At 60.9% G+C, this 12,872-nt stretch carries 16 protein-coding genes; 10 read left to right on the top strand and 6 right to left on the bottom strand.

The annotated features are described in order from the left end of the window. Positions 1–9: 9 nt before the first annotated feature. Positions 10–744: a glycerophosphodiester phosphodiesterase family protein gene (locus JJQ76_RS08420; RefSeq protein WP_210396320.1), complete on the top strand. Its 735-nt coding sequence runs from the start codon at positions 10–12 to the stop codon at positions 742–744. Here JJQ76_RS08420 and JJQ76_RS08425 read toward each other — a convergent pair. Continuing rightward, complete coding sequence (locus JJQ76_RS08425) at positions 730–2,127, bottom strand: FGGY family carbohydrate kinase (RefSeq protein WP_210396321.1); 1,398 nt, start codon at positions 2,125–2,127, stop codon at positions 730–732. The two genes, JJQ76_RS08420 and JJQ76_RS08425, sit on opposite strands and share 15 nt — an antisense overlap. Before the next feature lie 142 nt (positions 2,128–2,269). Between JJQ76_RS08425 and JJQ76_RS08430 the strand changes: the two genes are divergently transcribed. Then, positions 2,270–2,608: a hypothetical protein gene (locus JJQ76_RS08430; protein WP_210396322.1), complete on the top strand. Its 339-nt coding sequence runs from the start codon at positions 2,270–2,272 to the stop codon at positions 2,606–2,608. A 167-nt stretch (positions 2,609–2,775) separates the two neighbouring features. Here JJQ76_RS08430 and JJQ76_RS08435 read toward each other — a convergent pair whose 3' ends face one another. The 4 genes from JJQ76_RS08435 to JJQ76_RS08450 are packed head-to-tail and all read right to left on the bottom strand — an operon-like array spanning position 2,776 to position 4,847. After that, positions 2,776–3,072, bottom strand: coding sequence for a helix-turn-helix domain-containing protein (locus JJQ76_RS08435; RefSeq protein ID WP_210396323.1), 297 nt, complete (start codon positions 3,070–3,072; stop codon positions 2,776–2,778). After that, positions 3,062–3,436 (bottom strand): hypothetical protein, encoded by a 375-nt coding sequence (locus JJQ76_RS08440; protein WP_210396324.1) that lies wholly within the window; start codon positions 3,434–3,436, stop codon positions 3,062–3,064. The genes JJQ76_RS08435 and JJQ76_RS08440 overlap by 11 nt, the downstream gene beginning before the upstream one ends. After that, positions 3,433–4,293 (bottom strand): DNA replication terminus site-binding protein, encoded by an 861-nt coding sequence (locus tag JJQ76_RS08445; RefSeq protein WP_210396325.1) that lies wholly within the window; start codon positions 4,291–4,293, stop codon positions 3,433–3,435. The genes JJQ76_RS08440 and JJQ76_RS08445 overlap by 4 nt, the downstream gene beginning before the upstream one ends. Further along, a complete protein-coding gene (locus JJQ76_RS08450; RefSeq protein ID WP_210396326.1) occupies positions 4,290–4,847 on the bottom strand; it encodes a PilZ domain-containing protein in 558 nt (185 codons plus the stop codon). The genes JJQ76_RS08445 and JJQ76_RS08450 overlap by 4 nt, the downstream gene beginning before the upstream one ends. Before the next feature lie 98 nt (positions 4,848–4,945). Here JJQ76_RS08450 and JJQ76_RS08455 point away from each other — a divergent pair, with 98 nt between their 5' ends. Next, the gene (locus JJQ76_RS08455; protein ID WP_210396327.1) at positions 4,946–6,190 is read left to right on the top strand and encodes a lipoprotein-releasing ABC transporter permease subunit; all 1,245 of its coding nucleotides are present in this window, start codon (positions 4,946–4,948) and stop codon (positions 6,188–6,190) included. Then, positions 6,183–6,866 carry a lipoprotein-releasing ABC transporter ATP-binding protein LolD gene (lolD, locus tag JJQ76_RS08460; protein WP_210396328.1) on the top strand — a complete coding sequence of 228 codons (684 nt, stop codon included), beginning with the start codon at positions 6,183–6,185 and terminating at the stop codon, positions 6,864–6,866. The genes JJQ76_RS08455 and lolD overlap by 8 nt, the downstream gene beginning before the upstream one ends. Positions 6,867–6,928: 62 nt before the next feature. Here lolD and JJQ76_RS08465 read toward each other — a convergent pair whose 3' ends face one another. Continuing rightward, the gene (locus JJQ76_RS08465; RefSeq protein ID WP_210396329.1) at positions 6,929–7,462 is read right to left on the bottom strand and encodes a DUF2062 domain-containing protein; all 534 of its coding nucleotides are present in this window, start codon (positions 7,460–7,462) and stop codon (positions 6,929–6,931) included. Between the two features lie 95 nt (positions 7,463–7,557). Between JJQ76_RS08465 and JJQ76_RS08470 the strand changes: the two genes are divergently transcribed. Genes JJQ76_RS08470 through kdsB form a run of 6 tightly spaced genes read left to right on the top strand, consistent with a single transcriptional unit; the run spans position 7,558 to position 12,860 of the window. After that, a complete protein-coding gene (locus JJQ76_RS08470) occupies positions 7,558–9,807 on the top strand; it encodes a DNA internalization-related competence protein ComEC/Rec2 (protein WP_210396330.1) in 2,250 nt (749 codons plus the stop codon). A gap of 55 nt (positions 9,808–9,862) precedes the next feature. Next, a complete protein-coding gene (locus JJQ76_RS08475) occupies positions 9,863–10,483 on the top strand; it encodes a MotA/TolQ/ExbB proton channel family protein (protein ID WP_210396331.1) in 621 nt (206 codons plus the stop codon). A gap of 9 nt (positions 10,484–10,492) precedes the next feature. Then, the gene (locus JJQ76_RS08480; RefSeq protein ID WP_210396332.1) at positions 10,493–10,912 is read left to right on the top strand and encodes an ExbD/TolR family protein; all 420 of its coding nucleotides are present in this window, start codon (positions 10,493–10,495) and stop codon (positions 10,910–10,912) included. Next, a complete protein-coding gene (lpxK, locus tag JJQ76_RS08485) occupies positions 10,912–11,895 on the top strand; it encodes a tetraacyldisaccharide 4'-kinase (protein ID WP_343232502.1) in 984 nt (327 codons plus the stop codon). Before JJQ76_RS08480 ends, lpxK begins: the two co-directional genes overlap by 1 nt. Further along, on the top strand, positions 11,896–12,081 hold the full coding sequence (locus tag JJQ76_RS08490) for a Trm112 family protein (protein ID WP_210396333.1): 186 nt from the start codon (positions 11,896–11,898) through the stop codon (positions 12,079–12,081). It begins immediately after the preceding gene. Next, positions 12,081–12,860, top strand: coding sequence for a 3-deoxy-manno-octulosonate cytidylyltransferase (gene kdsB, locus JJQ76_RS08495; RefSeq protein WP_210396334.1), 780 nt, complete (start codon positions 12,081–12,083; stop codon positions 12,858–12,860). The genes JJQ76_RS08490 and kdsB overlap by 1 nt, the downstream gene beginning before the upstream one ends. The last annotated feature ends 12 nt before the right edge of the window (positions 12,861–12,872 follow it).

Genomic DNA, 12,872 nt, shown 5'->3' on the forward strand with positions numbered 1-12,872 from the left:
GAGCGCGCCGTGTCTTCATTTCAGCTGATTGCCCATCGCGGGTTTAGTTGTTGCTACCCGGAAAACACCCGGGTGGCATTTGAAGCGGCCATCGATGCCGGAGCTACCGCGCTGGAGGGTGATGTTCAGCTCAGTGCTGACGGAGTGCCGTTCATGTTCCACGACCGTGAGTTGCGGCGTCTTTGCGGTGTCAGCGGGCGGCTGGAACAGAAGAGTGCTGCCGAGCTGGCTGCGCTGTCTGCCTATGCACCGCAAGCCTTTGGGCGCCGGTTCGAAGGGGAGCCGTTGCTTCCCTTGAGTGCGCTGATGCCGATGCTGGAGATGCACCCGCATATCACCTTCTATCTGGAGGTAAAGCGGGTATCGTTGCGGGGTTTCAGTGTGGCCCAAGTGCTGGATTGCTTGTGGCCGCTGATCTGGCCGCGCCGGTCGCAGATTGTGCTGATCAGTTTTTCGCTGCCGGTGCTGGTGCAGGCTCGTCAGCGTGGCTACCCGCGCATCGCGCCAGTGTTGACCCAATGGTGTCAGTTACAGCGGCAAAGTGTCGTTAAACTGGCTCCGGAGGCGGTGTTCCTGAATCATCAGCGGCTGCCATTTGCGGCCTGTTATCCGGATCTACCTTATCATCTGGCCCTCTACGAGACGTCTGATCCGATGCGCGCTATTGCGCTGGCAGAGCGGGGGGCATCGCTGATTGAAACCGATGATATTGGCCAGATGTTGCGGGTGCTACACGGCGGCTGAGGGTGATAGCCACGCCTGCATCGCCTCATCCCAGCGCCGGTAACGGCGGTGTAGTGCGTTGTTGGGGGTGGGGTGCAGCGTTTTGCCACCGCTGCTCCAGGACTGCGGTCGCCCTGCCAGCACCCAGGCCGCGCCGCGGGCGGTTGCCTCATGGTCGCCAGCGAGGGTGACGGGGAGTTGAGTCAGGTCGGCCAGTTTTTGCGCCAGCTGTGGACGCAGCGACAGCCCTCCGCCAAGGCTCAGCGTTCGGGGGCTGATACCGCAGTGGCTCATGGCGGCGAGATTTCTCTGTAGCAGGAACAGAATGCTTTCTTCGACGGCGCGTAAAGAGCGTAGGCCGTTATCCGCCAGCCAGCGGCTGTGTAGCCCGCTCCGCCAATCCGGTGAACCGAGTCCGCCCACCGCGTTCAGGAACAGGCCGGGGTCCTCCTGCTGGTCGTCACGTGCTCCCTGCTCCCGGGCCCATGTCAGCGCGGCGCCAGCGCCGTTTATGGTTCCCTCGAGCCAGGTGTAAAGTTCGCGCTCATCGCTATAGGCCACGCTCTTTAGCAGCCGGGTAGATGCGAGCGGCGCCGGTAGCGAGGTGCAGAGAAAGCCCCCGGTGCCCAGATTGATCCGGACCTCGCCCGGTGCAAGGTGCCCTTCCGAGAAGGGGGCCAGTGACTGGTCGCCTCCCAGCAGCTGGCAGGGAAGCGAGAGCGGCCCCAGTGAGGCATGCCCCCAGTCGCTCAGGCTGGGCTGGATCCGAGGAAGTTGACACGGTTCCAGCCGGAACAGCCGCGCTAACGATGGATCCCAGGTGTTGCGGTGCCGGTTCCAGAGCAGGGTGCGCTGGGCGCTGGCGGGGTCAACGGCCGTTATATGGCAAAGGGCGTGAACCAGAAAGGTTGCCAAGGGCATCCACAGCAGGCGGTTGTCCGCCGCGGCACGCTGAATCTTCCGGTCGTGAGTGAGTAGCCAGCGGCACTTACTGGCACCGTGATGCGCGGAGGGAAACAGGCCGCTAATCCGTTGGATCTGCTCCAGCGGCGCTGCTGAGTCAGGCATAAAGGCTGCGCCGCGCTGGTCTTGCCAGCTGAGCACCGGGCTCAATGGTCGCTGGGCGACCTGGTCCCAGGCCAGCAGACTGGAGCGTTGGCAGACGATGGCGCAAGCCTGAATGGCGGTGCGCTCCGCTGCTGTCAGTGATTTAAGTAGTGTGTTGGCAGCTTGCTGCAGCGACCGAATCAATTGCCAAGGGTCCTGCTCCACCTGAAAATCGCTCGGGCGCCGGGTGTGTACCGGCTGGTAGCGGCTGTCGATTACGGTGCCGAGGGCATCCACCAGAACCGCGCGGCTCTGGCTGCCGCCCTGATCGAGTATCAAAAACAGCGGGTCTGTCATCGGTGTCAGCAGGCCTTCGACAAGGTGGCGTCAGCGCAAGCGCAGTGGAGAGATGCCGGCAGTATAGATCGTTCAGAGATCGCTATAGTCGGGCATGCTAAAGCAGCGTTCGGGAGCTGCGCGATGCTGAGTCGATTGGCAGATGAAGCGATGCCTATGTCTCTATCGTTGCCGGAATCGAAGTGGTTTTTGTGATTACCTCGCCGATCGCGTGGTTGCTTGGGCGTTGATGTACGGCGTGGGCGCCTACCGATGGATCAGTGGCTACAGCGCGCAGGCCCTCAGTGTTTCCCGGTTGGCCGCTGCAGTCTGCGAGGCCGCGCCATTTCTCTATAGTCTGGTGGGTGTCGGCTGTCTGCGTGTTTATCAGTACTTTCAGGGGCAGCAGCGTCTGTCGCTCACCCTGGCAGCGGCGTTGATGTTTCTGGTTGCCGGCTTTTCTGCGTGGATGTTGAGGGCCCATCGCCGGATCGATGCCTAGCGGCTATTGCCCGGCTGTTGCACCCTCTGTGTGCGACTGAATACCGCGCAAATTCCGGCAGGCTTGCCGCCACGGAAGCGGCAGCGTGGTCCCTGCTCGGTGAGCCTGAAATGATTGCAGTCGCGGCAGTTGCGCCGCGGTGATGGTGGCAGGCGAGTGCTCATGCTTTATGGCAGCCGCAGCTCGACCACTTTGCACAGACGGTCGAGCTGGGCGCTGATCCACTCTTGCCGGAACGCCCCCCAACTGCTCAGGCGATAATAGCCGTCGTTATGGCGAACGCCGTCCTCGACGAAGGTGACCTCTATTCCCCAGCCGGGGAGCGCCTTGATGATGTCCTGCAGGGTGCGGCGTGGCCAACCGGTGACCGTCATCAGTGTCGGCACGCTGGGGCGTTCGAGTGTGTCGATCAGGTGAGCGACAAGTAGCCGGCGACAGAAAGTGGGGTTCAGATCAGGAGTCATGCTCAGGGCCTTTGTGTTGGGGCGCGCCACCCCGGGGCTGGTCGGTGGTGTCATCCGGGCACTCGGGGCCGGAAGAGTGGTTTTGCGCGTTGTTGCCGTAATAACTGTCTTCATAGTAAATACCGCGCACCCTGAGGCGGCGGTTGATCCAGCGCAGGTAATACTTCCAGATCAGCAGCGCCGGCAGCATCCACAGCATGATGGCAACCAGATTCAGAGCGCCGATGTGGCTGTCGGGGCCCAGGCTCGTTAACCAGCTCATGAAGCCGACCTGGCGCATCAGGGCAAACCAGCCGATCAGGGCGAGCAAACCCGACGCCATCAGCAACTGGTAGAGCAGAGGGTTGTCGCTATTGCGGTTCATGGTCCCTCCTGATAACGATGGATGCGCAGGCTGGGCAGAAAGGGTTCTTCTTCAAGACGGCAGTCGCTTCGGATCCGGCGCTGTCGGCCTTCGGGGGGCGTCAGTGGCGGCTCGTTGTGACTGGGTAGTGGTTGTCCCGGGTGCGCAACGTAAAGCAGGGGTAGCGACAAGTTGAGGGCCTGGCGTTCCGGTGCGGTTGCAAAACGCAGATTGCAGCGCATTAACGGGGCCTGTTGTTGCACTTGGGCTAACGGCGTATCGGGCGGCAACTGGCCTAGTTGTTTGAGCTGCAGCGCGATGTGCGGTTTGTCGCCACCCATTTTACAGAGTGCGTCCTGTGCCGCGCCGAGGCTGACTCGCTTGATGCTGCGACCGGAGCTGTACCAGTTGAAACCGACGTGTTCCGGTTGGCGCTCTACCAGTGGTAACTGGCGATAGCACTGTTTCAGGTGCAGTCGGGTCAGTCCCTTGGTGGCCAGGGCGTCGCGCAGTTCTGCGCCGCGGGTTTGCAGGTGCTTGCGCCAAGCCGCCTGCTGTTGGCTAAAGGGACGGGTGGCTTGCTGGAAGTGGCGTTTCGCGGCGTTGATTTCCTGTACTTGGGGTACCAGTGAGTCGTCGATGGCGACCAATCCGTGGCGCGATTCGGTGCGGCGCCCGTCGCCGTCGCCGCTGTGCCACAGATTACAGTACAGCGCGATAGCCTTGCTGCGCGGATCGATCCCTGCGGCCACTTCTGCGTCAGTGAGTGGAACCCAGAGGGAGTGGTCGCTGTGGTGCAGTGCGTTGGCGAAGCGGGCCAGCGCGGCCGTCAGCTGATCATAAGCGGTAACGAGATCGCTGTGGGGAAACCCGGTCATGCGTTGGCTTCATGCTGCTGTCGGCGTGCTTCAGCCTGCAGCTGAAACAGGTGGCGGATAAGCATCAGGCGTTGTTGCTCGCTCAGGTCAACAAAGCGAAATCCGTGGCGCATCTTGCCGTCACTGCCGCTGTGGCTGTAGACCACCTCGGTATGACACACCAACGGAATGCCGCGGGGTTGCAGACGCAGGCGTAAGGCGTAGCGGGTGCCGATGGAGAGCGGGGTGTCAGTTTGCAACGAGAAGCCGCCTTCACTCAGATCGATGGCGAGGGTTTTCTGGTCCGTGTCGCTCCGGCAGGCCGCCTGTGCCAGCAGCTCCAGTTTCTGGCTGAACAGGCGCAGGCAGTGGCCAACAGAGCGCTCCTGCTCCTCCAGGCGACGTAACTGACGATCAATCTCCTGGTCTGTCAGCCACAGCTGTTGCAGCAGTTGGTCGTAGGTGGATGGCGGAAACAGCGCTGTGAGCGACTGCTCGGTTGAAGTCATTTTTTTCAACTCCACCGTAGCGCGGTCCGGCATGCGGAATGTGTGGCGACGATCAGCCTCGGACATCAATCGGTTACCTGCAGTGATAATGTGCTAACTATATCCCAGCCAAGGCGGCGATTAGTAGTGCGGCAGGCTGGGCAACTGTGTTTTAATTCCGCCCCATGTTTAGACCTCTGTCTCTTTTTATCGGGCTGCGTTACACCGGCGCCAAGCGGCGGGCCCACTTCATCTCATTCATCTCGACGGTTTCCATGATCGGCCTCACCCTCGGGGTGGCGGTGCTGATTCTGGTGCTATCGGTGATGAACGGCTTCGACCGTGAGCTGCGTCAACGGATACTGGGTATGGTGCCACACGCCACCCTGAGCCTGTATCGCAACGAGATACAGGACTGGCAGCCGCTGATTGAGGAGCTGGAAAACCAGCCCAAGGTGGTTGGGGCCGCGCCCTACATCACGGCCCAGGGTATGCTGACTTCGCACGGCGTGGTTCAGGGGGTGTTGGTCAATGGTATTGATCCCGCTTACGAACCGCGGGTATCGATTCTGGGAGAGCATATGACCCAGGGGCAGCTGAATGCGCTGCAAGGTGGCGAGTTTGGCATCGTGCTGGGTGATCTACTGGCACGTTCGCTCGGTGTTCAGCTGGGTGACAAAATTACGCTGGTGTTACCGGAAGCGTCGATTTCGGTGGCTGGGGTCTTTCCCCGCCTCAAGCGTTTTACCCTCGTCGGGGTCTTTAGCGTGGGCGCGGAACTCGATGCCAGCATGGCGTACATCCATCTTGAGGATGCGGCCCGGATCAAGCGCATTAGCAGCGGCGTCGAAGGTGTCCGTTTGAAGCTTGATAGCCTGTTTGACGCACCTCGCGAAGTTCGCCGGATTGCCCGGACGTTGGAGGGTGGCTATCGCGTCAGTGACTGGACCCGCACCCATGGCAATCTGTTTCAAGCGATCCAGCTGGAAAAGAAAATGATTGGATTGCTGCTGTTCATCATTGTCGCTGTGGCGGCCTTCAATATCGTTTCGACGCTGGTGATGGTCGTGGCGGACAAACGTTCCGATATCGCTATCTTGCGCACCATGGGTGCCAGTTCCGGCACCATCATGCGGACCTTTATCGTTCAGGGCGGCTATATCGGTTGTGTGGGTACGCTGGTGGGGACCGCGCTCGGGGTGGTGATGGCGCTGACCGTCACTGACGTGGTGGCCTGGATCGAGCAGGTGTTTCATATTCAGTTCCTCAGCGCCGAGGTGTACTTCATCAGTTACCTGCCTTCAGAGTTGCGTTGGCCGGACGTTGCGGTCATCGCCCTGACGTCGCTGCTGATCAGTCTGTTGGCAACCATCTATCCCGCCTACCGCGCCTCGCAGACTAAACCGGCGGAGGCGCTTCGTTATGAGTGATCAGGCGGTGATCGAGTGTCGTGATGTGTGCCGGCACTATCAGGAGGCGGGTGCCAGGGTTGAGGTGCTGAGTGGCATTGATCTGTGCATTGCACCGGGTGATCGTATTGCCATTGTCGGCAGCTCCGGATCGGGCAAAAGCACGCTGCTGAATATCCTCAGCGGTCTGGATGATCCCAGCTCCGGTGAGGTGACTGTGGGTGGTCAGGCGCTGAGTAGGCTGAATCAGAACCAGCGAGCCAGATTGCGCAACCAGCATCTGGGATTCGTCTATCAGTTCCACCATCTGCTGCCCGAGTTCAGCGCGCTGGAGAACGTGGCGATGCCGCTACTGTTACGGCAGACCCCGCGGGATGAAGTCCGGCAGCGGGCGGAGCAGATGCTGGGGCGCGTCGGTCTGTCCGGTCGCTTGCAGCATAAGCCGGCTCAGCTGAGCGGTGGTGAGCGCCAGCGCGTGGCGATAGCGCGTGCGTTGGTCGCCGAGCCCGGTACGGTGCTGATGGATGAACCCACCGGCAATCTCGACTCTCATACGGCCGAGGATGTACAAACCTTGATGGCGGAGCTGAATGCAACCCTTAACACGGCGTTTGTGGTCGTGACTCATGATGTTGAGCTGGCGGGGCGAATGGATCGGGTGCTGCGCCTGATCGACGGCCGGTTGGTAGAGGACTAGGGTCGCGCGGCGGGGAGATATCAAGGGTCGCGGTTTGCGGCCTTTTTTGTTTTCTCGGCCGGTTAGTCGTTGTCGGGCCGCTTGCGGTTGCGATGGCTGCGTTTCTTCCAGCTACGCCCGACGCGCCACAGCCACAGGTAGCGAACGCCAAAGTAACTGGCGACTGCTGTTACGGCGCCGCAAACCACGGAACCCAGCAGCAGTGGCCACCAGATGCGCGACAGTTCCCGGGTAAACCACTCCATGGTGAGTTCAAACTGGGCATCTTCCACCGGGTTGCCAAGCAGGTACATACCGACTCGATAGGTGGCGTAAAAGATGGGCGGCATGGTGAGTGGGTTGGTAATCCAGACCAGGCCCACGGCGATGGGCAGATTGCTGCGGACCAGAATCGCCAGCGCCGCTGCAACCACCATCTGCATCGGTATCGGCAGAAAAGCGCAAAACATGCCCACCAGAAACGCCAGCGACACGGAGTTGCGATTCAGGTGCCAGAGATTGGGATCGTGAATAAAGCGCCCCAGCTTGCTGAGATGGGGGTGCTCCTTGATCGTCGCTTCGTCCGGCATGTAGCGCTTGATAAAACGGCGCGGCATGAAAAAGGGTTCTTTTCTGGTTGTTATCGGGTCTAAGATCTATAACTCGCTGAATTATGCACGTTACCCTCGGTTAAGCCAACTGGAGTTCAGGGATGATCCGGTTTTGCCTGGCGCTGGCGTCGGTGGCTTTCTGGCCCGCTCTGCCCGCGCCGTCCGTTACCGTTGTACTCTTGTTCATGGCGCTGCTGCTGCGTCTGCATCCTTATGGGCGACCGCTGTGGCCGTTGCTGCTGGGTCTGGTTTGGGGGATCGGTTGGGGGCAGTGGCAACTCGCTCATCGGCTGCCGGTCGAACTTGAGGGGCAAACCCTGTCGGTGGCAGTGACCGTTGTGGGTCTGCCCCTGAGCCGCGACGACTATTGCCGCTTTGATGCGCATGTCGATCACTGGCCACAGCCTGCCGCTTCCGCCCCACGGCTGTTGCGCCTGAGCTGGTATCAGTGCCAGCGTCTACCGTTGCCGGGAGAGCGCTGGCAGTTCGACCTGCGCTTGAAACGTCCCCATGGCTATCGTAATCCCGCCGGGCCTGATCGCGACCTGAGTCTGTTAAGCGCCGGGATTGATGCCACTGGGTACGTTTACCGGGCAGACGTCGATGCGTATCGGGGTCAAGCCCGCTTGCAGGGGCGATGGGACCGTTGGCGCTGGCAGTTGGCCGATCAGCTTTTGTCGCTGGACTCAGAGCGCGGCGCCCTGCTGGCAGCGCTGCTGTTGGGGGACCGTCGCGGGTTGAGCCAGGCCCAGTGGCAGCGCCTGCGTGATACCGGCACCTTGCATCTGTTTGTTGTTAGCGGCATGCATATCGGCTTGGTGGCGCTGCTGGTGTATGGAGCCATGGTGCGGATCGGGCGCCTGCAGCCACGGCTGCGGCTGCATTACCGGCAGCAGACTGCGTTGGTATCAGCGTTGCTGGTGGCCGGTTTGTACGCTGCGTTGTCTGGCTGGGGGCTGCCCGCCCAGCGGGCCTGGGTGATGGTGGCGGTGCTGTTGTACGGCTGGGTCAGTTGGCGTTCGCGTTCGAACGCCCAGCGTTTGTGGATGGCGGCGACAGCCGTGCTGCTACTTGACCCGCTGGCGCTGCGGAGTGCGGGCTTCTGGCTGTCGTTTGCCGCGGCGGGCTGTCTGCTGTACGCCTTTGGGGGTCGTGGCGGTGCCAAAACATCGCCTCTCCAGTCGATGCTGTGGGCCCAGTGGGCGGCTTTTCTCGGTATCGGCCCCTGGTTGTTGCTGGCGTTCCACCAGTTGTCGCTTTGGTCACCTTTAATCAATCTGATCGCCATCCCGCTGGTGACCTTGCTGCTGTTGCCGTTAGCGCTGCTGGCGCTGCTGGCCTATCTGCTTGGTATGGGCGTGGAACCGCTAAGCTGGGTGGGTGTGGCCATGGGGTGGTTCGATATGGCCCTGGCCCAGGCGGGTGCGCTGGCATACCTGTGGACCCCCGGCGGAGTTTCCCTGCCGGGGGTGCTGCTGGCCTCGCTGGGCTCCTTGCTGATGCTGGCGCCGCGGGCGCTGCCCGGGCGTTGGTTGGGAGTTGTGCTGTGGATGCCGTTGCTGTGGCCCGCTGCTGATACCCCGGCACCCGCCAGCGCACGGTTGACGGTGTTTGATGTGGGGCAGGGTTCTGCGGTGCTGGTTGAGACCGCAGGTCACCGGCTGCTGTTCGATAGCGGTCCCCGCTTCCGTTCCGGTTTCGCCGCCGCGGAGGTGACCGTATTGCCGTATCTGCGTCGCCAGGGGATCGAGCATTTGGACAGGGTGATGATAACCCACGATGACAGTGACCACAGTGGTGGTCTGGCGGCGGTTCGCAAGGCGTTCGGGGTGGGTGAGCTGTTCAGTGGCGAGGCGCCGTTGACCGGTGGCTTACCTTGCCGAGCCGGCCAGTACTGGCGTTGGGACGGCGTGTTATTCGAGGTGCTGTACCCACCGGCGTCATCGTCACGATTGTCCGGAAATCATGCCAGCTGCGTGCTGCGGATCAGTAGTGGCATGAGAGCGGCGTTGTTGACCGGCGATATTGAGCGGATTGACGAAGCCGCGCTGGTGGCGACTCATGGGCAGATGCTGAAATCCGACTGGTTGCTAGTGCCCCACCATGGCAGCCGCAGTTCATCGACCCCTGCTTTTGTCGATGCAGTATCGGCTTCAACCGCGGTCTTTTCGTCCGGGTATCGTAACCGTTTTGGTCACCCCCATAAGACGGTACAAGCGCGGTTGCGTGACCGTGGAGCGACGCTGTTCAATACCGCAGAAAAAGGGATGTTGCAGTGGCGTCTGAGTGCCGACGGGCTGGTGCGCCTCGATCCTTGGCCGGGGTTGCAGTTTCATTATTGGTGGGATTAAGTCTCGCGCTCTATGTGTGTTACATTACGGGCGGTTTTGCGCATAGGAGGCAAGCGTGTTCGAGTTGATTACTGCAGGTGGCTGGTTGATGGTGCCGATACTGCTCTGTTCGGTGGTGGCGTTGGCCATCGGTGTGGAGCGATTCTGGACGTTGCGGCGGATCCGCGTAGCACCGCGTCATTTGCTGACCGAGGTCTGGGCGCTGGTGAAAAAGGGCAACCTGGATCGGGAGCAGCTGGCGCGTATTCGCAACTCGTCGGCGCTGGGGCAGATTCTGGTCGCCGGCATCAATAACTCCAAGCATGGCCGTGAACTGATGAAGGAAAGCATCAGCGAAACCGCCGGCAAGGTCATCCATGAACTGGAGCGCTTTCTCAACCCGCTGGGAACTATCGCCGTAATCTCGCCGCTGCTCGGGCTGCTGGGAACCGTAGTCGGAATGATCAAGGTGTTCAGCGAGATCATGATTCAGGGCACCGGGAACGCCAACGTGCTGGCGGGAGGGATATCCGAAGCCTTGATTACCACCGCCGCAGGCCTCAGTGTGGCTATTCCTGCACTGATTCTCCATCGCTATTTTCTTCGCCGTATCGATACCCTTGTGGTGGAGATGGAGCAGGAAGCGGTCAAACTGGTGGAAGTGATCCACGGTGACCGCGACGTGGACTTCGAGTAGGGGCGCGCCGTGCAGTTCAAGCGACAGCGTTCCGAAGAGGTCAGTGTCAACCTGACGCCCTTGATCGACGTGGTGTTTCTGCTGCTGATCTTCTTTATGGTGTCGACCACCTTCACCAAGGAAACCCACCTCAAAATCGATCTCCCTAAGGCGTCGACGGAGGTCTCCGTCGAGGACCCTCTGGTGATTGATATCAGCATTACCGCCGATGGTCAGTTTGCAGTTAATGGCAAGACGCTGGTAAACGGCCAGCTCGACACCCTCAAACGCGCCATTCGTCAGGAGGCGCGTGACAAGGAAACCCTGCCGGTGATAATTACCGCCGATGCCTTGTCTCCCCACCAATCGGTGGTCACGGCGATGGATGCCGCGGGGCAGCTCGGGTTTATCCATCTCAGTATCACCACGCGTCGCGACCAGAGCGAATAGTGAGCGCCTGGTTGCAGCAACTCTGGTACGGCCGCGACCGCGCGCCATTCTGGTTGCGTCCCTTGGCGGCACTGTACGGCGCCCTTGCTGCCAAACGGCGGCGGCAATACCGTCAGGGCGATAAAACGGTCTGGCAGGCACCGGTACCGGTAGTGGTGGTTGGCAACATCAGTGTTGGCGGGACCGGTAAAACGCCTCTGACCCAAGCGCTTTGTACCTGGCTGGTGGAGCAGGGGTGGCGACCGGGTATTGTCAGTCGCGGCTATGGAGGGCGCAGCGATCATTATCCGCTGCGGGTCGAAGAGCATACTGCCGCAAGCGCCTGTGGCGATGAGCCGCTGCTGCTGGCCCAGACGACCGGCTGCCCGGTAGTGGTTGATCCGGACCGTGCCCGTGCCGCGCGTCACCTGCTTGCGAATACAGACTGTAACCTGATACTCAGTGACGACGGGCTGCAGCACTACGCGCTGGGGCGTGATGTTGAGATCGCCGTGGTGGACGGTGAGCGCGGACTGGGCAACGGAGCACTGATGCCGGCGGGCCCTCTGCGAGAGCCGGCGTCGCGCCTGGATGAGGTCGATCTGGTGGTGATTAACGGTGGCGATTGGATGCATCCCGGAGCTCACCGCATGACCCTGTTACCGGGGCCGGTCCGGCGTCTGGATGGCACTGAAGCTGACATATCGCCCGGGCCGGTACATGGGCTGGCCGGTATTGGCAACCCACAACGTTTTTTCCGAACCTTGCATCAACTTGGCTATCAGCCGCAGGAACACCCCCTGCCGGATCATCACCAGATTCGCGCGGAGGATCTGGAATTTGGTGACCCGTTGCCGTTGATCATGACCGCCAAGGATGCGGTAAAATGTCGCGCATTCGCGTCGGACAACAGGTATTATCTGCCCGTCAACGCAGAGCTGCCGGCGCAATTTTTCCAACAGCTGGCCGCACGTTTGCGGGCGGTTGCAGATAAAGGTTGTTAAATGGACAAGAAACTACTGGATATCCTGGTTTGCCCGGTGGCCAAAGCACCGGTGGAGTGGGACAAAGAGAAAAATGAGCTGGTGTGTCGTGCCAGCGGTCTGGCGTACCCCATCCGCGATGGGATTCCGGTGATGCTGGAAAACGAAGCGCGTGAACTGACCGCTGAAGAGCGCGAGCAGAAGTAATGTCGTTTACGGTCATCATCCCCGCCCGTTTCTCCTCCAGCCGTTTGCCCGGCAAGCCGCTGCTGGAGATCAATGGCAAGCCGATGATCCAGCATGTTTACGAACGCGCCTGTGCCAGTGAAGCACGGGCGGTTATCGTGGCTACCGATGATCAACGTATCGCCGAAGCGGCAACCGCTTTTGGTGCCGATGTATGCGTGACATCCGCGGACCACCCCTCCGGCACAGACCGGTTGCAGGAGGTGGTACGCCAGCGCGGTTTTTATGCCGACGATATTGTGGTTAACGTGCAGGGCGATGAGCCGATGATCCCGCCACGGATCATCAATCAGGTCGCGCACAATCTGGCTGCCGAGCCGCGGGCGGTGATCGCCACCCTGTCCGAACCGGTGGAAGATACCGAAACCCTGCTGAACCCCAACGCGGTCAAGGTGGTCTCTGACGCGGAGGGGCGTGCGCTTTATTTCAGTCGGGCGCCAATTCCGTGGCCACGAGATGCGTTCGCCGGGGATGAATTACCCGCCGCACTGCCGACCGGGTTCGATTACCAGCGCCATATCGGGATCTACGCCTACCGGGTGAAGCTGCTTAATGATTTCGTCCGCTGGCCCAGCTGCGAGCTGGAGCGTACCGAGTCTCTTGAACAGTTACGGGCGTTATGGAACGGCGCTTTCATTCATGTGGATCGTGCCGACGAAGCGGTACCGGCCGGCGTTGATACGCTGGACGATCTTGAGCAGGTACGGCGACACATGGCAACTTCAGCAGCCGACGCGTAAAGGAGGATTAAG

The sequence above is a fragment of the Motiliproteus sediminis genome, from assembly GCF_017912535.1.
GTDB lineage: Bacteria > Pseudomonadota > Gammaproteobacteria > Pseudomonadales > Balneatricaceae > Motiliproteus > Motiliproteus sediminis.